Genomic DNA, 18,856 nt, shown 5'->3' with positions numbered 1-18,856 from the left:
GCATCAGTTACAGGCGAATGGAGTGTGGAATGCACAAGAAAACCCGGTGTGACGGTGCAGCTTTTTGCCTCGATTCCCGCGAGACGCGCAGGAATACGCCGCCCGGAGGGGCGCAGGATCGTGCCGCGACGACGCTGGACGAGCTCGACCGGTCCGTTGTGCACGCGCTGCAGATCCGCCCCAGGGCCTCGTGGACCCTGGTCGGCGAGGTGCTCGGCATCAACCCGGTGACGGCGGCCCGGCGTTGGCGACGGCTGGAGGAGGCCGGTCTGGCATGGGTGACGGCCTATCCGCGGCTGTCGAACTCCCGGATCGTGGTGAGCGGGGTCGTGGAGGTCGATTCGGAACCGGGCGCGGCGGAGGACGTGGCGCAGGTCCTCGCGGCGGAGTCGGCGGTGGCGAACATCAAGCTCATGGCGGGCGGCCGGGACCTGGTGGCCTCCGTGCAGGCCCGCGACCTGAACGAACTGGCCCACCTCACCACCCTGCTCTTCCACGGGACCCCGGGGGTACGGGCCACACGTACGCACGTGTCCACGGGCGTGCCCACCGAGGGCAGCCGGTGGAGGCTGCGCAGCCTGGACGCCGCCCAGTGCGCGCGGATCGAGGCGGCCCTGCCCGTGCCGTCGGCCATGGCGGAAACGGCGAGCTGGGACACCCTGGACGCACACCTCATGGAACTGCTGAGCACGGACGGCCGCATGTCCCTGCGCAGTCTGGCGGCGGCGACCGACGCCGGTCTGACGACGGTGCGCCGCAGACTCCAGTCGCTGCTCGCCTCACGGGTGAGCCTGCGCTGCGACCTGGCCCGGCCGCTGTCCGGATGGCCGCTGTCCGCGGTGTACTTCGCGTCCGTACCGGGCCAGTACCTGGAGGAGACGACCCGGGTGCTGGCCGGTGTACGAGAGGTCAGGTCGTGTGGGATCACGGCGGGGCCGAACAACCTCGTGATCGATGTCTGGCTGCGGACGCTGGCCGACGTGCACGTCTTTGAAGCCCACCTGTCGCGCCGGCTGCCGCGCCTGACCATCGGCGACCGCTCGGTGGTGCTGCGCACGGTCAAGCACATGGGCCGGCTGCTGGACCGGGACGGCCGCAGCGTGGGCGTCGTCCCGCTGCGGAACCCGCACGATCCGCTGCCGTCCGCCTCGGACCTGACCGCGGGCTTGGATCTCTCGGTGGGGTAGCGGGAGTCCGTAGCGTCCACCCGGTCCTGGAGCAGTGCCGCCGGGCGCGGCGCAGGCCGCCACACTCGTCAGTTCGACGGTTCGCTTGCCACGCTGTCCAGATCGTCGCCGTCATCGTTCGCGACGGTCTGTAACTCGAGGTATTGCCCGCCGGCCCCCGCCGAGCCGCTGGGTCGGTCGCACATCCGGAGCCGGGGGAGCACGCTGGAAGCAGCCGCTCGCGATGGGAACAGGACGAGGTGACCACGCATGCGCCACGCGGTCGTGTCCCCACTTCAGCAGGCTTGCCGCGGCTCGCTCGGCGGTGGCGGGCATGACCCGTCCGGCCGACCCGTGGAACCGGTCGGTCCATCGGGCCCCCGGGACTCCTCCGGGACGCCTGAGTCTCCGGGTTCCCCGGCCCACGACCGGCCCGACACGAACGCGAATCACCCGCGCACCCGCTCCCGCCCCCACCGGTCAAGGGAAGTGCGCCGCTCCCTCCATGTCAGGGGCACACGCGTATGGCGGCGCGGCAGGGAAGTGGAGCTGATGCACCGGGCCATGGGCTTCGCGGCCCTCGGGCTGGTGACGATCGCCCCGCTGCTGATCGTGGTCGCGGCGGCGGCCCCGATCCAGGAACGGGGCTTCGCCCTGTGGGTCGTGGACGGCATGGGGCTGTCCGGGCGCTCCGCCGACGCCGTACAGGACCTCTTCGCCGCACCCCGCAAGGTGCTGAGCACGATCAGCGTCCTGAGCGTGGCGTTGCTCGCGCTCTTCGGCGTGCCGTTCGCGGGCAGTGTCCAGACCGGCTACGAGAAGGTGTGGGACCTGCCGGCCGGGCGCTGGCACACCGTTTGGCGACGCGTGGTGTGGCTTGTCGTGCTGACGGCCTACCTCTTCGCCGAAGCGCAGAGCGGGGCCGCGCTGGGGCCGGGAACCCTGCGGTCATGGGCGCGGATCGTGCTGAGCACGCTGCTCGGCGTGCTCTTCTTCTGGTGGGGGCAGCGCTTCCTGCTGGGCGGCCGGATCCCCTGGCGCGCCCTCCTGCCGGGCGCCATCGCCACGATGGTGGGCCTGGGCGGCCTGCGTGTGTTCTCCTCCCTGGTCTTCTCCCCGCTCATCGTGAGCAACGCGGACTCGTACGGTTCCGTCGGCACCGTCCTGATCGTGACGTCCTGGCTCGTCGGTGTCGGCTTCGTCGTCTTCGGCGGCGCCCTCGTCGGCCGCTACTGGTACCTCCACGAACCGCACCACATCCCGCACCCGCACCCGCGCGCTCACCCCCGCTCCCGAAAGCGCTGAATCAGACTTCCTCGACGGGAGGCATGAAGGCCCGCAGCCACCGCTCCGTCTGTGCGACATGGGCCTGTGCGGCGCCGGCCGCGGCGACGGGGTCGCGGTCGGCGATGGCGGTGGCCAGGTTGCGGTGGTCGGCGTCGCTCTTGCGGCGCAGCTCCGGGCCCTCGGGGAGGGTGAAGACCTGGTACTTGCGGGAGCGGGCGCGGAAGACGGAGAGCAGGGAGGCCAGGGTGGGGTTGCCGCCGATCCGGGCGATCTCGGCGTGGAAGCGGTGGTCGAGCTCGGAGGCCTTGGTGGGGTCGGCGGTGGCCTCCATGTCCTCGATGAGGGAGAAGAGCGTCTCCACGGACTCCGGTGTGCAGCGCGCCGCGGCCTGCGCCGCGACATGGGACTCCAGCACCCTCCGGATCTCGTACACCTCCAACAGACCGGTCAGCGGCAGCAGTTCGAGGGTCAGCGAGAGGCTGCCGATGACGTCCTCCGGCCTGAGCTGGGAGACGTAGGTGCCGGAGCCGTGCCGCGGTTCGACCACTCCCAGGGCCGCGAGCATCCGTACGGCCTCGCGCAACGATCCCCGGGAGACGCCGAGTTCCTCGCAGAGCTCCCCTTCGGGCGGCATGCGCTCGCCCGCGCCGAGGCGCCCCGTGCCGATCATGTGCCGTAGGCCGTGGAACGCCTTGTCGACTGCGGACATCCGACTCCTCCCGTGACCCTGACGGGCCGGCGGCGGCATCCGGACCCTCCCGGAACTGTACCGAGTCGCCGGACTACGAGTCATCAGATGTCTTGTGTGTATCGACCCAGAGTCATCTGATGACTATCGCTGTCCGACCCCTTGATTGCTGGAAAATCGACTGCCAGGATGCCGAGTCATCATACGTGCCTTGGCGGGTGTCCGATGTCCTGCCATGGCGCCCGTCCGGCAGATGTGGAGTCATGTGAGCGAGACCGAGGTCACCACAGCCCCGCGCCCGCTGCTGCTGGCCGACGGCCGGCCCGCCGCCGGGGCCTGGTCGCTGGACCCCGCGATGAAGCACCTGAACCACGGCTCGTTCGGGGCGGTCCCCCTGGTGGCGCAGGAGCGGCAGAGCCGGCTGCGGGCGGAGATGGACCGCTCCCCGGTGGTGTGGTTCCCGGCGCTGCCGCAGCGGATCGCCGCCACCCGGGTCGAGCTCGCCGCCTTCCTGCGGGTCGCCCCCGACGACCTCGCCCTGGTGCCCAACGCGAGCGCCGGTGTCAGCGTCGTGTACGCCGGCCTCTCGCGCCGCCGCGGTGGCGAGATCGTCGTCACCGATCACGGCTACGGCGCCGTGACCATGGGTGCCGAACGGCTGGCCCGCCGCTGGGGCGGCCGGGTGCGCACCGCCCGGGTGCCGCTGGACGCGGACGAGGAGCAGGCGTACGAAGCCGTCGCCGCCGAGTTGAGCGAGGCCACCGACCTCGTCGTCCTCGACCACATCACCTCGGCGACCGCACGCCGGATGCCGGTGGAACGGATCGGCGCGGAGGCCCGGCGGCTCGGCATCCCGCTGCTCGTGGACGGCGCCCACGTCCCCGGTCTGATCGCCGCCCCCCTCAATGGGCTGACGTGCGACTTCTGGGTCGGCAACCTGCACAAGTGGGGCTGCGCACCCCGCGGCACCGCCGCGCTGGTCGCCCGCGGAGCACTGCGCGAACAGCTCTACCCCCTGATCGACTCGTGGGGCGCCGCCGATCCGTATCCCGACCGCTTCGACCAGCAGGGCACGGTCGACGTCACCGGCTGCCTGGCGGCGCCGACGGCACTGGACTTCATCGAGCGCACCTGGGGCTGGAATACCGCCCGCCGGTACATGGACGACCTGGCCGGCTACGGCGAGCGCGTCGTCGGCGCCGCCTTCGCCGAGCTGACCGGCGTCTCCAGTGCCGTCGACGTGGGCATGCCCGTTCCCGGCATGCGGCTGGTGCGGCTGCCCGCGGGGTTGGCCGGCAGCCGCGTCGAGGCCGACGCGCTGCGCGACCGGGCGGCCCGGGAGCTGGGCGTGGAGACGGCCTTCACCAGCTTCGGCGGCGTCGGCTACCTGCGACTGTCCGCCCACGTGTACAACACCGCGGCCGACTACGAGTACTTCGCCGAGGCCTGCGTCCCCGTCCTCGGCGAGTGGGCCCGCGAGGCCCGCGAACAGCCCGGCGCGTCGTAGGCGGCGCGCCCCCTCCAACCCCCGCACCCCTCCAACCCCCCGTCCCCGAAGCCGCTGCCAGCGCGGCCGTAGCAAGGAAGAGGTCGGCACGATGAGAAGAAGGACGGCAGCTCTCGCCCTCGGCACAGCCAGTGCGTTGGTCCTGTCCGGCTGCTCCGCCATGAGCGGTGGCGGGAGCGGCGGAACCGTCACGCTCAACATGGTCGAGAGCCTGACGAACCCCGCCCGCACGGACCTGCTGAAGGACCTCATAGCGGACTTCGAGCAGCAGAACCCCAAGATCAAGGTCAATCTGATCTCCCCGCCCACCGAGCAGGCCGACCAGAAGATCCAGCAGATGCTCCAGTCCGGCAGCGGCGTGGACACCCTCGAGGTGCGGGACACCACCGTGGGCCCCTGGTCGAACAACGGCTGGCTCTACGACATGAAGAAGGACCTGGGGCCCTGGAAGGGCTGGCAGGCCATGACGGAGAACGCCGTGAAGGCCTCCGAGACCGCTGACGGCAAGACGTACTTCGTCCCGTACGGCTTCTACGGCCTGAGCGTCTTCTACCGCACCGACCTCATCAAGGAGGCCGGCTTCAGCAAGCCGCCGGCCACCTGGGAGGAACTGCTGACGCAGGCCTCCGCCATCCACGACCCGGCCGAGCGCCGGTACGGATACGCCTTCCGCGGCGGGGCCAACGCCAACGGCAACGCCACCGCCGTCATCGAGGCGTACGTCGCCGACGAGATCGACCCCGCCGACGGCTTCAAGCTCAAGGACGGCAGTACGATCTTCTCCGCGCCCGAGGCCCTCGACGCCATGGAGACCTACCTCAAGCTCTTCAAGCAGGCGTCCCCGAAGTCGTCGGTGTCCTGGGGCTACCCGGAGATGGTCGAGGGCTTCTCCAACGGCTCCACGGCCTTCCTGCTCCAGGATCCCGAAGTGATCGCCACGGTCTCGGAGTCCAAGGCGATCACGAAGGACCAGTGGGACACCGCCCCGCTGGTGGCGGGCCCCAGCGGCAAGACCGTCCAGCCGCTGGCCACCGCCGGATGGGGCGTCGCGGACGGCAGCAAGAACAAGGCCGAGGCCGTCAAGCTGGTCGAGTTCCTCTCCGAGGGAGAGGCGTCGACGACCTTCACCAAGAAGAACAGCCTGGTGCCGATCCTCAAGTCGGCGACCGAGGACCCGTTCTACAAGACCGGCCCCTGGTCCAGCTACGTCACCATGACGGAGCACCCGGAGAAGTACCTCAACGTCAGCCAGCCGCGCGGCGTCGCCTGGTGGACCGAGTGGCAGCAGAAGGCCGACGCCGACATCCAGAAGATGGTGCTCGGCAAGACGACGCCCAAGGAACTGCTGGCCGGCTGGGACACGTACTGGACCGAGAAGCGGCAGCAGGAGCAGTAGGCATGCCCACCGCGTCCGAAGCGACGAGTACCACGGAAACGACGAAAACGGCGTCGGCGCGCTCCTCCCGGAACCGGAAGGGGGGCGCCCCACCCGCCCGCGGTGCGGAACGGGGCCGCCGCAAGCCGGAGTTCACCTCCCGGCGCGGCCTGCTCATCGCCGCCTTCATGGCCCCGGCCGCGATCTTCGTGGCGGTCTTCACGTACTACCCCATGGTCGCCGGCAGTCAGATGGCCTTCCGCCACTGGAATCTGACGGATCTCTCCGACACCTCCTGGGTGGGCCTGCAGAACTTCCGCGACGTCTTCGCCGACCCCGCCTGGGGCACCGTGCTCGGCAACACCGCTGTCTGGGTGTTCGGGTCGATCGTGCCCCAACTGGTGATCGGCTTCGCGCTCGCCCTGTGGCTGCGCAGGAAGTTCCGCTTCCGTGGCCTCTACCAGGCGCTGGTCTTCTTCCCCTGGGCGATCTCCGGATTCCTCATCGGCATCCTGTTCCGCTGGCTGTTCAACAGCGAGTTCGGCGTCGTCAACGACCTGCTGCAGAAGGCCGGGCTGATCGACGAGCCGGTCGCCTGGCTGGCCGACCCGGAGACGGCGATGTTCGCCGTCGTGGTCGCCAACGTCTGGTACGGGGTCACCTTCTTCACGATCATGATCCTGGCCGCGCTGCAGTCCATCCCCGAGGAGCTGTACGAGGCGGCGGCGCTCGACGGCGCCGGCAAGGTGCGCACGCTGTTCCAGATCACGATCCCGTACATCAGGGTCACGCTCGCGCTGACCGTGCTGCTGCGCGTCATCTGGATCTTCAACTTCCCCGACCTGATCTTCGGGATGACCGGCGGCGGACCCAACAACGAGACGCACATCGTGACCACCTGGATGATCAAGATCACCCAGCAGGGCGACTACGGCAGGGCCTCCGCGCTCGGCCTCATCGTGGTCGCCACGCTGCTGGTGTTCGCGGTGTTCTTCCTTCTGGCCACGCGCGAGAAGCGAGAGGTGAAGCCGTGATCGGCAAGGAGTCCACGGCCGGCCGGGCCACCAAGTTCGCCTTCCTGGGGCTGTGGCTGGTCTTCACCGTCTTCCCGCTCTACTGGATCACCATTACGTCGCTCAAGGCGCCCGGCGACATCTTCGCCTTCCCGATCGCCTACTGGCCCGAGCACTTCTCGCTGGAGAACTACAACGGACTGTTCGGCAAGGCCGACTTCGGCGTCTACCTCACCAACAGCCTCATCGTCGCGACCGTCGCGGGCGCGGTGGCCACGGTGATCTCGATGCTGTCGGCGTACGTGCTGGCCCGCTTCGAGTTCCGTACCAAGTCGGCGCTGTTGATGGCCGCGTTGGTCACCCAGATGATCCCGACCTTCATCGCGCTGGGACCGCTGTACCTGCTGATGACCGACCTCAAGCTGGTCGACAACCGGCTCGGGCTGATCCTCGTCTACATCGCCGTCTGCATCCCGTTCTGCACGGTGATGCTGCGCGGCTTCTTCGAGAACATCCCGGACGCGCTGGAGGAGGCCGCCATGATCGACGGCCTGTCCCGGTTCGGGGCGCTGTTCCGGGTGCTGCTGCCGGTGATGCGTCCCGGGATCGTGGCCGCGTTCATCTTCAACTTCGTCAACTGCTGGAACGAGCTGTTCCTGTCGGTGACGCTGATGAACAGCGACAGCAACAAGACCGTCCCCACGGCCCTGAACGGATTCATCTCCAGCTTCAACATCGACTGGGGCTCGATGTCGGCGGCTGCGGTCCTCACCATCCTGCCCACGATGGTGCTGTTCGCCTTCGCCAGCCGCCACATCGTCCAGGGGCTCACCGCCGGCGCGGTGAAAGGCTGAGGGACCGCGCCCCGCCCGCGAGGCGGGGCGCGATCCGAGGGGGGCGGGCGTCAGCAGCTGAGGTTGCCGCCCGGGTCCACGCCCAGGATCTGCGTGAACTGCTGGTACTTGTCGATGCGGCTCTGCACCTGCGACGGGTTTCCGCCGTTGCACTCCAGGCTGCCGTTGATGCTGCGGATGGTCTCACCGAAGCCGGCGCTGTTGACCATGGCGTTGTGCGGTGTCATGGTCCCGGGCCCGGTCTGGGTGTTCCAGTACCAGAGCCCGGTCTTCCAGGACACGGCGGAGTCGTTCTGCACCAGGTCGGGGTTGCCCAGCAGATCGATGCCCAATGCGTCGCCCGCCGCCTTGTAGTTGAAGTTCCAGCTGAGCTGGATCGGACCCCGGCCGTAGTACTTGTCGTGGCCCGCGGGGCAGCCGTACGGCTGGCTCGTGTCGCAGTAGTGCGGGTAGTTGGCCTCGTTCTGCTCGACGATGTGGACCAGGCCGCCCGTCTCATGGCTGACGTTCGCCAGGAAGGCCGCGGCCTCTTGCTTGCGCACGGTGTCGCTGCCGGTCGTGGTGAAACCGGGGTAGGCGCTCAGCGCGGCCGTGAGACCGCTGTACGTGTAGAAGGAGTTCCGGTTCGGGAACATCTGGTTGAACTGGCTTTCACTGACGACGAAATCGGCGGCTGCCGTCGTCTTCTGCGCCAGGGCCTGCGGGGCGAGGGTCGCAAAGGAGAGCAGGGTTGCCGCACCGGTCGCGGTCAGCAGCCCGAGCGTACGTCGACGCATGGGGACATCACTCCATGGATCAGGGTGCGAGAGAGCGGGTCAACTGCCGATTCAGCTACCGACGTTGACGTCGATGCAGGCGTAGAAGGCGTTGGAGGTGTCCGCGATGTTCCAGACGGCGAGCACCTTCTGCGGGCCGGTGAGGCCGCCGAAGTTCACCTGGTGGGTGACCGTCGCGCCGGGCTGGGCGCCGTTGTCGTCGAACTCGGCGATCTTCTGTCCGCCGGCGAAGTACTGCCACGTGCTGGTGGAGTGACGGGCCGTCAGGTTCCACTGGAACTCGGTGGTGCCGCTCACCGGAGTGACCTTCCAGCCCTTGGCGTCGTCGTCGAGCTCGGCGAAGCGGGAGTTGCCGCCGCTGCAGCTGGTCAGCCCCTTCGGGCCCTCGACGCTCTGCGGCTCGTACGTGATGTCGCCGCAGCTGACCGTCCCGGCGGCACACTGTGCCTGCCTGCTGGGCGGGTTGGAGATGTAGCCGTGTGCGCTCGCGGAGGACGCGGGCAGGCTCACGGCGATCACCGGGGCGAGCGCCGCGCCGATGAGCAGGGCCGTCTTCTTCCTTGCGTGCATGTTCTCTCCTTCACTGGAAGCCGTTCCGCGGAGGAGGTGCGGGGGTGTGGGGACCCCTGTACGGCGGGTCGGCTTCTCATGGGTGGGGGACCAGGAATGCGAAGGGCTTGGACTAGACCATACCGGCGAGCGTGGACGCGTCAAGAGTGGTGCGTGAGACGGAAGTTAAGAGGGCGGTCAGCCTGTGGCTGGCGCTGATGTTCCGTCGGGATGGCGCCGCGGTACAAGATGCGCCGCGTCGGTCTCCCTAGGGTGAGCGTCACGCCCCGAAGGCCGCGCCCTGGGAGGAACCGACGTTGCGCCGTGGGTACAAGTGGCTGGACCGCGAACTGGCCCGGATGGATCCGGAGACCGAGTGGGAGAGGATGATCTCGCTCTACGTCAACCACCGGGTTCCCGAGTTCGCCCTGGCGATGATGATCTATCCGGGCACCATGCACATGATGCAGCCAGGCATCGCGGCAGCCACGCTGGACCACACAGGAAAGTTGGCGACGAAGCCGCACCGGCGTTTCCAGGACGGCAACGACTTCCTCGTGGCCTGGATGGTCGACGGCGTCTCCAGCGAGGTGGGCCGCAAAGCCGCCGAGCGGCTGAATCGCATCCATATGGCCGTCGCCAGAAGGACCCCGCACTTACCCGGCAATTTCGACGACGTCGACGACTACGTCTACGCGTTGGTCCTGGTGGCCACCTTCGCCCACCGGCACCAGACCTCGCTGGGCCTGCCCGGAATGCCCGAGCACATGAAACGCGCCTGGCACCACTGGGCGCAGGCTGTCTTCCGCCTCCTGGAACGCGAATCCGGTCCTCTGGCCGGGGAGGCATTCCCCGAGGACTGGAACGCGATGGAGGAATTCGCCCGGAGCTTCGACTCCCGGCCGTTCGAACCGACGGAGTCCGGCCACCGTGTTGCCACCGCGATGATGTATTTCTTCGCCGAGCGCTGGTTCCCGGCACCTTTCCGTGCCTTCGGTCGTGATCTGACCCGCTACCTCGCCGGAGAGCGAGTCTGCCGTCTGCACCGGATCGGCTGGATCAGCCCTGGCCGCGAGCGGTTCATCCGCCTGTTTCTCAGGACCCTGTTCCACGCCCAACGCATGCTTCCCGATGCCCGCACACCACTGACCGAACGCCTCCGACGGACCCGGCGCACCAACGCCGAGCTCAAGGATCTGGAGTTGGCGAGGCGCTGATGTTCCGTCAGCGTGTCGCTGAGATTCAATCGGCTCCGTACGGATCTTCCTAGGGTGAGCGGAGAAACGCCGCACAACTTGGGGTGTCCCATGGCAGGTATTCCGGCCATCGAGCCATATCCGTTTCCGACGTCCGCGGATATCCCGCACAACGTGGCCGCCTGGACGGTCAATCCGCGGCGCAGCGCTCTGTTGATACACGACATGCAGCAGTTCTTTCTGCGCCCCTTACCTGAATCCATGGCCGCACAACTCGTACGGAACACGGTCTCGGTGCGGGACCGGTGCCGGGAGCTGGGCATGCCGGTGGCGTACACGATGCAGCCCGGTGGCATGAACTCACGCGAACGCGGTCTGCTGGCCGACTTCTGGGGCGCCGGAATGGAAGCCGTACCGGCCCATCGCGATGTGCCCGAACCGCTCGCCCCCGGACCGCGGGACGCGGTGTTCACGAAGTGGCGGTACAGCGCGTTCTGCCGTACCGATCTGCTGCCATGGCTGCGTCGGCACGGTGCCGATCAGCTTGTCATCTGCGGTGTGTACGCCCACGTGGGCGTCCTGGTCAGCGCGGTCGACGCGTTCAGCAACGACATCCAGCCGTTCCTCGTGGCCGACGCGACCGCCGGCTTCTCGGCCGGGGACCACCGACGCGCCATGGAGTACGCGGCGCGGCACTGCGCCGTCGTGGGCACGAGGGCACAGGTCCTGCCGTGACCGGTGCCTCCGACCTTCTCGCCCGGGTGCTGGCGCCGGATCCGCCGCCGTTCGCGCTGCTGCACCGTCCGGACCGGACCGGTCCGCACCGGCTCGAGGTGCTGACGGGTGAGGTGTACGAGCCGGAGACGCTTGCCGGCATCCAGGTCGCCGAGGACCGTGACGAGCCGGGGCACCAGGTCCTCGCCGTCATTCCCTACCGGCAACTCGGCGAACGCGGCCTCGCATGCGTCGACGACGGCGCGCCGCTGACCGCGATGCGGATCACCGAGCAGGCGGTGGTGCCGCTGCCCGACCTTCTCGGGCTCATCCCGCACACGCCGGTCCGACTCCGGGACGGTCACTTCGACATCGACGACGACACCTACGCCCGCACGGTCGGACAGATCGTCACCGACGAGATCGGCCGGGGTGCGGGGTCCAACTTCGTGATCAGACGATCGTTCGTCGGGCACCTCACCGACGACCGCGTCGCCGCGGCACGTACCGTCTTCCGTCGGCTGTGCGAGCAGGAGTCCGGCGCGTACTGGACGTTCCTCATCCACACCGGAGCACGCACCTTCGTCGGCGCCACACCGGAACGCCACGTCAGCCTGCATCACGGCAACGCGGTGATGAACCCGATCAGCGGCACGTACCGCTATCCCGCCGACGGCCCCAGCCTGGCCGGACTGATGGAGTTCCTCGACAGTGACAAGGAATCCGACGAGCTGCACATGGTGCTCGACGAGGAACTGAAGATGATGGCCCGCATCTGTGAGGGTGGTGGCCGGGTCGTGGGCCCACGGCTCAAGGAGATGGCGCGACTCGCGCACACCGAGTACCTCATCACCGGCCGATCCCACCGGCGTCCGCTGGACATCCTGGCGGAGACGATGTTCGCGCCCACGGTGACCGGCAGCCCGCTGGCCAGCGCGTGCCGAGTGATCGCCCGGTACGAGCCGACCGGACGCGGTTACTACGGCGGGGTCGCCGCGCTGATCGGCCGGGACGGCCAGGGCGGTCCCTGCCTCGACTCGGCCATCCTGATCCGCACGGCCGATCTCGACCCGACGGGCCGGGTCGAGATCGGCGTCGGCGCGACGCTGGTGCGGCACTCGGATCCGGCAGCCGAGGCGGCTGAGACCCACGCGAAGGCAGCGACCCTGCTGAGGGCCATGCGCCCCGACCCGCCGGGCCCGCATCCCGTTCTACGAGCAGCACCTGACCCGCTCGGGGAGCATCCCGTCGTATCGGCAGCGCCCGGCCCGCTCGGCCCGTCCGATCCGCTCGGGGAGCAGCCCGTCGTACGAGCAGAGCCCGGCCCGCTCGGCGAGCATCCCGTCGTGCGAGCAGCACTCGATCGCCGTAGACGCGGCCTCGCCGGGTTCTGGCTCGGCGAGGCGCACGCACCGTCGGCACTCGCGCCCGGTTCGCCCCCGCGCAGGGTCCTGGTGGTGGACGCCGAGGACATGTTCACCGCGATGATCGCTTCGCAACTCCGGTCGCTGGGCTTGACGGTGACCGTCCGGCGCTGGGACGAACCGTACGAGTGGGACGCGGACGACCTCGTCGTGATGGGGCCCGGGCCGGGCGACCCCCAAGACGCCGACGATCCCAGAATGTCGCACGTCCGCCGGGCGATCGGCATGCTGCTGGCCCAGCGGAAGCCGTTCCTCGCCGTGTGCCTGAGCCACCAGGTACTCAGCCTGATTTTCGGCCTGGACACGCGCCGCCGCGCCGAGCCCCACCAGGGCACGCAACGCGAGATCGAGCTGTTCGGTGAGAAAGAAACGGTCGGGTTCTACAACACCTTCTGCGCGCACAGCGACGCCGACAAGCTCGACGTTCCCGGCGTCGGCCTGGTGGAGATCAGCCGCGACATCGACACCGGCGAGGTCCACGCACTGCGCGGACCTCACTTCGCCTCCCTGCAGTTCCATGCCGAGTCGGTGCTGACCCGCAACGGCCCCGCCATTCTCGCCGCGCGCATCGAAGAGGCGCTGACATACACCGAACCCGACGACCGAGGAGGTCGACTGTGACACCGGAGACAACGTCCCAGCGATGGGACCGCGACGCCGAACTGCGCCGTACGAACCGGGCCACCGTGGAGCGGTACCTGGCCATGACGGAAGGCCCGGCAAGGCTCCGTCGCCACCACCTCTTCACCGAAGACGCGGTCGGTGGTCTGTGGACGACCGACACCGGACAACCGGCGGCGGTCGCGGGGAAGCAGAACCTGTACCGGATGGCCGCGTGGTCGCTGGAATGCTTCCCCGACTGGCGGTGGACCAACATCGAGATCCACGAGACCCAGGATCCCAACCGGATCTGGGTCGAGTGCGACGGAGAAGGACAGATCCTCTTCCCCGACTATCCCCCCGGCATCTACCGCAACCACTTCATCCACTCCTTCCGCCTCGACAGCGGACTGATCACGGAGATCCGGGAGTTCATGAACCCGTGTGAGCAGATGCGGGCCCTCGGTATCCAGGTGCCGGTCGTCAAGCGGGGCGGAATTCCCATGGATGACGGGGCTGTGAAATGACCTCGGTGATCGTCGTCGGCTCAGGTGCGGCGGGCCTGGCCGCGGCCCTCTCCGCACGGGAGTCGGGCGCCGACGTCACTGTTCTGGAGGCGGCGTCGACGGTGGGCGGCACCACCGCGCTGTCCAGCGGGGCGGTCTGGCTACCGAACAACCACCTGCCGCCCGCGGCCGACGACAGCCCCGAACTCACCCGCACCTACCTGTGTCACCTCCGCCGCGTCGGCGGGCCCGCGGACACGGACGGCGCCGCACTCGACCGGTTCGTCGCCGAGGCGCCGCACGTGGCGCAATGGCTGGAGAAGAGGACACCGCTGCGCTGGGCCGCCCTTCCCATCCCGGACTGCCATGGTGCGCTGCCCGGCGCGTACAGATCCGGCGGCCGGTCACTCGAGCCACGGCCGTTCGACGCCGCACCGAAGATCGCCGCCCTGGTGCGTGCCGCCCTGCCCTGGCGGCCGCCGGCGACCCTCACCGAACTCGTCACGGGACACGCCTCACCCGGTCTCATCGAGCAGCGCGCCCGCGCCGGGACACGCACGTCGGGGCAGGCGCTGGTGGCCACGCTGCTCACCGCCGCCGTCGACGCCGGCGTCGCCATCCGTACACGCGCCAGAGCGACACGGTTCCTGGGCAGCGGCGTGGAGGTCGACGGCGTACCGCTCGCGGGACGGGTCGTCCTCGCGACCGGTGGGTTCGAACGCGACGAAGCGCTCGTCCGCAGGTTCCTGGGCGGCCCGGTCCCCGGCCTCGCGGGTGCGCCCGGCGCCCGCGGTGACGGACTGCGCATGGCCATCGCCGCCGGGGCGGAGCTGCGGAACATGTCGCAGGCCTGGTGGTGCCCGACGATCCGGATACCCGACGACGCGATCGACGGCGAGCCGGTGTACCGGGTACTCCTCGCCGAGCGTGCGCGCCCCGGCTCCGTGCTGGTCGACCGCCATGGCCGCCGGTTCACCAACGAGGCCCAGAGCTACCACGAGGTGGGGCGGTCGTTGCACCGGTCCGGGGCCACGGGACACGGTTTCCGCAACGCCGAGCCGTCCTGGCTGATCGTCGACGCCGCCTACCGCCGCCGCTATCCCATCGCTCCGGTCCGGCCCTTACGACGAGGGGCCACCCTGGCGGAGCTGGCGCGGCTCATCGATGTTCCGGGCCGCACTCTCGCGAAGACGATCAGCCGGTTCAACCAGTCGGCGGCCGACGGCCTGGATCCGGACTTCGACCGCGGGGCAGACCCCTACGACCGCGTCATGGGCGATCCCCGAGCTGAGCACCCGACATTGGGGCCGTTGCGTGAGCCGCCCTTCTACGCCCTTCCGGTGCACCTCGGACTCGGCGGAACGAGTGGCGGCCCGCGTACCGACCCCGACGGGCGCGTGCTCTGCGACGACGGTACGGCCGTGCCCGGGCTGTACGCCGCGGGCAACGTCGCGTCGAGCCCGTTCGGGTCCGCCTACCCGGGGACCGGAACGACGATCGGCCTCGCTCTCGTCTCAGGCGTCCAAGCGGGCAGAGCAGCGGCCAGGGACTGACCTCGAAGACCGGGACTGACCACAAACAACGGGGACTGATCTCAATCAAGATGCACGACTACGTGATCGTCGACGTGTTCACCACCGTGGCCCTGGAAGGCAACCCATTGGCCGTCTTCCTGAACGCCGCCGATATTCCGGCCGACAGGATGCAACTGATCGCCCGCGAGATGAACCTCTCGGAGACGACGTTCGTCCTCCCCGCCCAGGGTGACGGGGACCGGCGGGTCCGGATCTTCACCCCGGTCAATGAACTGCCGTTCGCCGGACACCCGGTGCTGGGCACTGCGGCCGTGCTCGGCGAGTCCACCGCGCGCAGCGGGCTGCGGCTCGAAACCGCGGCCGGCACCATCCCGGTCGACCTCCAGTACCCGAGTGACGGGACCGTCTCGGCCCGCATGCGTCAGCCCGTCCCCGTCTGGGAGCCGTACCGGTTGCGGGACGACCTCCTCGACGCGCTCGGCATCAAGTCCTCCACCCTCCCGGTGGACGCCTACCGCAACGGGCCACGGCACGTCTATGTCGGAGTCGGCAGTGAGGCGGCCCTCTCCCGGGTCCAGCCCGATCTGCGCGCGCTGGCGCGGCATCCGGACATGGCCGCCATCTGCTTCGCCGGTTCGGGAACCAGGTGGCGGATGCGGATGTTCTCACCGGCCTACGGCGTGGCCGAGGACGCGGCGACGGGCTCGGCCGCCGGACCACTCGCGGTCCACCTCGCGCGGTACGGCCTCGTCCCGTTCGGACAGCAGATCGAGATCCTGCAAGGAGTGGAGATGGGGCGCCCGTCGCACATGTCCGCCAGAGCGGACGCCACCGGTCAGCGCCCGCACACGGTCGAGGTCAGCGGATCAGCGGTCATCACCGCATACGGAACCCTGCTCGTCTGACCGGCCCGCAACCGGCAGCTGCGACACCGACTGACGTCGCCGTCTCAAGGCTGATGCGTGACGCTCACCCGCACGGTCATCGTGCCCCTGTTGTCCTGGAGGCAGTTCCCGCCGTCGTTGATCGCCAGCTGCAGGGTGCCGTTCCTGGCCGCCTGGAAGGTCAGCTTCTGACCGACGACGTGGACGGGAGGGTTCTGCCCACCCGCGAGGCGTGCCAGCAGGGTACCGAACGGCGCCGTGGGCTTGACCTTGCAGTCCTTCGCCCCCTCCAGCGACTGGTCGATGGCCGCGTCGTAACCGGCCGGCCCGGTCATCGGCTTGCTCCGGAAGTCGACCGTCCACTCTCCCGAAGCGAACCGCACGGTGACCCGGTCCCCCCGCTGGACGGACACCCCGGACACCCCCTGCCAGCCGGCGGTGGACGTGACGTCCTGACTGGCGGTCCTCGTCTTCGCGTCCTCCTCGAGCGGGAGCACACCGGTGAGGAAGAGCCCGCCGCCCACGCCGGCCGCCAGCACCGCCGTACCGGCCACGGCCCATAACAGCCGCTTGGGGCCCCTCGATCGGGACGACCGCAGGGGCGGGGGTCTCAGTGACGTGGTGTGCAGCGCCGTGTGCCCGGTCATCCCGGCCGGTACGAGGCGCTCCTGACCACTGGTCACAGTATCCGCGTCGGTCAACGGAGCCGAGGGCCGGAGCACGCGCAAGGTCGGTGACGGCAAGGGGCCGGCGTCCGCCTCTCCCGAGGCGACACGCCACAGAGCGGAACGCGCGCCCGCCGCCGAAAGACGCTCGTCCGGGGACTTGCGCAGCAGCGCCTCGACGACCGGGCGCAACGGGCCGAGCCGCTCCGACAGGACGGGCTCCTCGTACGCCACCGCGTGCAGTGTCGCGGGCCGCGCCGGCCTGCGGAACGGGGACTGCTCGCCGCAGACCGTGGCGAGAGTCGCGCCCAGTGACCACAGGTCGGAGGCCGGGCCGACCTCCGAACCCATGACCCGCTCGGGTGCCATGAACTCGAGGGAGCCGACCAGTTCGCCGGTGGTCGTCAGCAACTCGCCGTCGTCCAGGGCCGCGATGCCGAAGTCGGTGAGGACGGCGTTGCCGTCGCGGCGCAGCAGGACGTTGGCGGGTTTGACGTCGCGGTGCAGGGTGCCGGCCGCGTGTACGGCGTCCAGCGCGTCGATCAGTTGCAGAGCGAGGGCGGCTGTGTGCTGTGGCGTCAGCGGTCCGGTCCGGGCGACCTGGTGGGCGAGTGACGGCCCCTCGACGAGTTCCATGACGATCCACAGCCGGTCCTCGGCCTCGACCAGGTCGTGGATGCCCACCACATGCGGGTGCGGCACCCGGGCGACCGCGCGAGCCTCACGGATCGCGCGGCGCACCCGTATGCGGTGCTCCTCGTCGCCGTGGGTGAGGATGTGGAGTTCCTTGGCGGCGACCGGGCGATCCAGCAACTGGTCGTGGGCCCGCCAGACCGTGCCCATGCCGCCTCTGCCCAGGATGTCGTGGAGCAGATATCGACCGGCGATCAGCCGCCCTGAGCCGCGTTGCGCATGCGTCCCGGCCTCATGATCGCTGCCTCCCGATATCACGCGCTCTCTCACGTTTCCTTCCCGGCGGATTTCTCAACGCCGGTCATTATTCGCTTGAACCTTGAACGGGGCCGAGCATAGCGGAGCGCGTAGTTGCCGGAGGCCGGTCCGGTGATACGGATTCATACGCGTGCGTACACGGTCGGCTCGTGTCAGCGGTCGGGAACTGCCGGCCCACGTCCGGTCGAGCGGGCGTATTCGGTGGGTGTCTGGCCGTACTGCTTCTTGAAGGCGCGGATGAAGTGGCTGCTGTCGGCGAAGTGCCAGTGGGCGGCGAGTTCGGAGACGCTCAGGCGGTCGGACGGCGCGGTGAGCGCGAGTCGGGCTTCTTCCAGCCGCCGTTGGCGGATGTAGGCGCTCACCGAATCTCCCGTCGCGGCGAACGCCCGCTGCAACGTGCGTACGGAGACGTTGAGTTCACGTGCCAGCATCGCCGCGGACAGCTCGGGATCGGCGAGATGGGTGTCAGCGAGGTCTTTCGCGGCTTGGGCGAGCGCGGGCGCCAGCCTGGGTTCCACGTCGTCGAACCGGCCTACCGCCACCGCCTTGGCCAGCTCGATCAGAGCGCTGTGGGCGGCGCGCACACCGGCCGGACCGAGGTCGGCGATGGTGGCGTGGACCATGTTCGTGTGGGCCACCAGCAGGCGCACCTCGGGCGAGTCCGCCGGCCCGGTGATGCTCTCGTCCCCGAGCAGTGGTGTGAGCGCACCGGAGAGCAGAGTGAGGATCTTCGCCGTGGTGTGCGGCGGCGCCTCGAAGGACGAGGGCCGCTCGAAGCGCCGGATGAGGAACTGCCCGGCCGACACGGTCTGTTGGCCGCGATCGGTGGGGCCGCCCACGGTCCATGCGCCGCGCCGCACCACGTACATCCGTACGTGATCCCTGTGGTTGTGCCGGTCGCCCGCGGTCCGGATGGCCGACGCGCCGTAGAGATCGAGGACTCCCACGTCGCGCACCTTGGCGACGCGGCTCCTGACCCGGAAGTCACCGGTCGTGGCCGGGCTGAAGGTCGGCATCGGCCAGCCATCGCCGAGCTGTGTCCGCCACCCGCGCCGGAAGGCGTCGAATCCGTGCGGTGCGGCGCCCGGGCTGGTGGAGTCCAGGGCGAACGCCCCGCGCGCCGCGTCGGCCTCCGCTCCCGTGCTGTTCATCGCCGGCCGATCCCC

17 protein-coding genes are annotated in these 18,856 nt (G+C 69.4%); 12 read left to right on the top strand and 5 right to left on the bottom strand.

Annotated features, from left to right (window positions below):
* The first annotated feature begins 17 nt into the window (after nucleotides 1-17).
* Nucleotides 18-1,187, top strand: a complete 1,170-nt coding sequence (locus tag OG828_RS09565; RefSeq protein ID WP_443062379.1) for an Lrp/AsnC family transcriptional regulator — start codon at nucleotides 18-20, stop codon at nucleotides 1,185-1,187.
* 468 nt (nucleotides 1,188-1,655) lie between these two features.
* The gene (locus tag OG828_RS09560) at nucleotides 1,656-2,471 is read left to right on the top strand and encodes a YhjD/YihY/BrkB family envelope integrity protein (RefSeq protein WP_328352532.1); all 816 of its coding nucleotides are present in this window, start codon (nucleotides 1,656-1,658) and stop codon (nucleotides 2,469-2,471) included.
* A gap of 1 nt (nucleotide 2,472) precedes the next feature.
* Here the strand turns inward: OG828_RS09560 and OG828_RS09555 are convergent, their stop codons facing one another.
* Complete coding sequence (locus tag OG828_RS09555; protein ID WP_328352529.1) at nucleotides 2,473-3,162, bottom strand: FadR/GntR family transcriptional regulator; 690 nt, start codon at nucleotides 3,160-3,162, stop codon at nucleotides 2,473-2,475.
* Nucleotides 3,163-3,406: 244 nt separating this feature from the next.
* Here OG828_RS09555 and OG828_RS09550 point away from each other — a divergent pair, with 244 nt between their 5' ends.
* The 4 genes from OG828_RS09550 (at nucleotide 3,407) to OG828_RS09535 (ending at nucleotide 7,890) form a co-directional block, all read left to right on the top strand.
* Complete coding sequence (locus OG828_RS09550) at nucleotides 3,407-4,648, top strand: aminotransferase class V-fold PLP-dependent enzyme (RefSeq protein WP_328500804.1); 1,242 nt, start codon at nucleotides 3,407-3,409, stop codon at nucleotides 4,646-4,648.
* Between the two features lie 91 nt (nucleotides 4,649-4,739).
* Nucleotides 4,740-6,044 (top strand): ABC transporter substrate-binding protein, encoded by a 1,305-nt coding sequence (locus tag OG828_RS09545; RefSeq protein WP_328500803.1) that lies wholly within the window; start codon nucleotides 4,740-4,742, stop codon nucleotides 6,042-6,044.
* 2 nt (nucleotides 6,045-6,046) lie between these two features.
* Nucleotides 6,047-7,057: a carbohydrate ABC transporter permease gene (locus OG828_RS09540; protein ID WP_328500802.1), complete on the top strand. Its 1,011-nt coding sequence runs from the start codon at nucleotides 6,047-6,049 to the stop codon at nucleotides 7,055-7,057.
* Nucleotides 7,054-7,890 (top strand): carbohydrate ABC transporter permease, encoded by an 837-nt coding sequence (locus tag OG828_RS09535; protein ID WP_328437490.1) that lies wholly within the window; start codon nucleotides 7,054-7,056, stop codon nucleotides 7,888-7,890. The genes OG828_RS09540 and OG828_RS09535 overlap by 4 nt, the downstream gene beginning before the upstream one ends.
* A 50-nt stretch (nucleotides 7,891-7,940) precedes the next feature.
* Here OG828_RS09535 and OG828_RS09530 read toward each other — a convergent pair whose 3' ends face one another.
* Entirely contained in the window at nucleotides 7,941-8,666 is a 726-nt protein-coding gene (locus OG828_RS09530; RefSeq protein WP_328352514.1) for a chitinase, read from the bottom strand.
* A gap of 51 nt (nucleotides 8,667-8,717) precedes the next feature.
* The gene (locus tag OG828_RS09525) at nucleotides 8,718-9,236 is read right to left on the bottom strand and encodes a lytic polysaccharide monooxygenase auxiliary activity family 9 protein (RefSeq protein WP_328352511.1); all 519 of its coding nucleotides are present in this window, start codon (nucleotides 9,234-9,236) and stop codon (nucleotides 8,718-8,720) included.
* Nucleotides 9,237-9,532: 296 nt separating this feature from the next.
* Here OG828_RS09525 and OG828_RS09520 point away from each other — a divergent pair, with 296 nt between their 5' ends.
* The 6 genes from OG828_RS09520 (at nucleotide 9,533) to OG828_RS09495 (ending at nucleotide 16,095) form a co-directional block, all read left to right on the top strand.
* Nucleotides 9,533-10,432, top strand: a complete 900-nt coding sequence (locus tag OG828_RS09520; protein ID WP_328437488.1) for an oxygenase MpaB family protein — start codon at nucleotides 9,533-9,535, stop codon at nucleotides 10,430-10,432.
* Between the two features lie 240 nt (nucleotides 10,433-10,672).
* Complete coding sequence (locus OG828_RS09515) at nucleotides 10,673-11,146, top strand: isochorismatase family protein (protein ID WP_328500801.1); 474 nt, start codon at nucleotides 10,673-10,675, stop codon at nucleotides 11,144-11,146.
* Nucleotides 11,143-13,170, top strand: a complete 2,028-nt coding sequence (locus OG828_RS09510; protein WP_328500800.1) for an anthranilate synthase family protein — start codon at nucleotides 11,143-11,145, stop codon at nucleotides 13,168-13,170. Before OG828_RS09515 ends, OG828_RS09510 begins: the two co-directional genes overlap by 4 nt.
* On the top strand, nucleotides 13,167-13,676 hold the full coding sequence (locus OG828_RS09505) for a PhzA/PhzB family protein (protein WP_328500799.1): 510 nt from the start codon (nucleotides 13,167-13,169) through the stop codon (nucleotides 13,674-13,676). Before OG828_RS09510 ends, OG828_RS09505 begins: the two co-directional genes overlap by 4 nt.
* Nucleotides 13,673-15,208, top strand: coding sequence for an FAD-dependent oxidoreductase (locus OG828_RS09500; protein WP_328500798.1), 1,536 nt, complete (start codon nucleotides 13,673-13,675; stop codon nucleotides 15,206-15,208). Before OG828_RS09505 ends, OG828_RS09500 begins: the two co-directional genes overlap by 4 nt.
* A gap of 50 nt (nucleotides 15,209-15,258) precedes the next feature.
* A complete protein-coding gene (locus OG828_RS09495; RefSeq protein WP_328352493.1) occupies nucleotides 15,259-16,095 on the top strand; it encodes a PhzF family phenazine biosynthesis protein in 837 nt (278 codons plus the stop codon).
* A gap of 44 nt (nucleotides 16,096-16,139) precedes the next feature.
* Here the strand turns inward: OG828_RS09495 and OG828_RS09490 are convergent, their stop codons facing one another.
* Complete coding sequence (locus OG828_RS09490; RefSeq protein ID WP_328500797.1) at nucleotides 16,140-17,702, bottom strand: serine/threonine-protein kinase; 1,563 nt, start codon at nucleotides 17,700-17,702, stop codon at nucleotides 16,140-16,142.
* A gap of 140 nt (nucleotides 17,703-17,842) precedes the next feature.
* Nucleotides 17,843-18,841 carry a helix-turn-helix domain-containing protein gene (locus OG828_RS09485; protein WP_328500796.1) on the bottom strand — a complete coding sequence of 333 codons (999 nt, stop codon included), beginning with the start codon at nucleotides 18,839-18,841 and terminating at the stop codon, nucleotides 17,843-17,845.
* Between the last annotated feature and the right edge of the window lie 15 nt (nucleotides 18,842-18,856).

The sequence above is a fragment of the Streptomyces sp. NBC_00457 genome, assembly GCF_036014015.1.
GTDB lineage: Bacteria > Actinomycetota > Actinomycetes > Streptomycetales > Streptomycetaceae > Streptomyces.
Note: the sequence above shows the minus strand (reverse complement) of the source record. Positions and strands in the feature narration are given on the sequence as shown.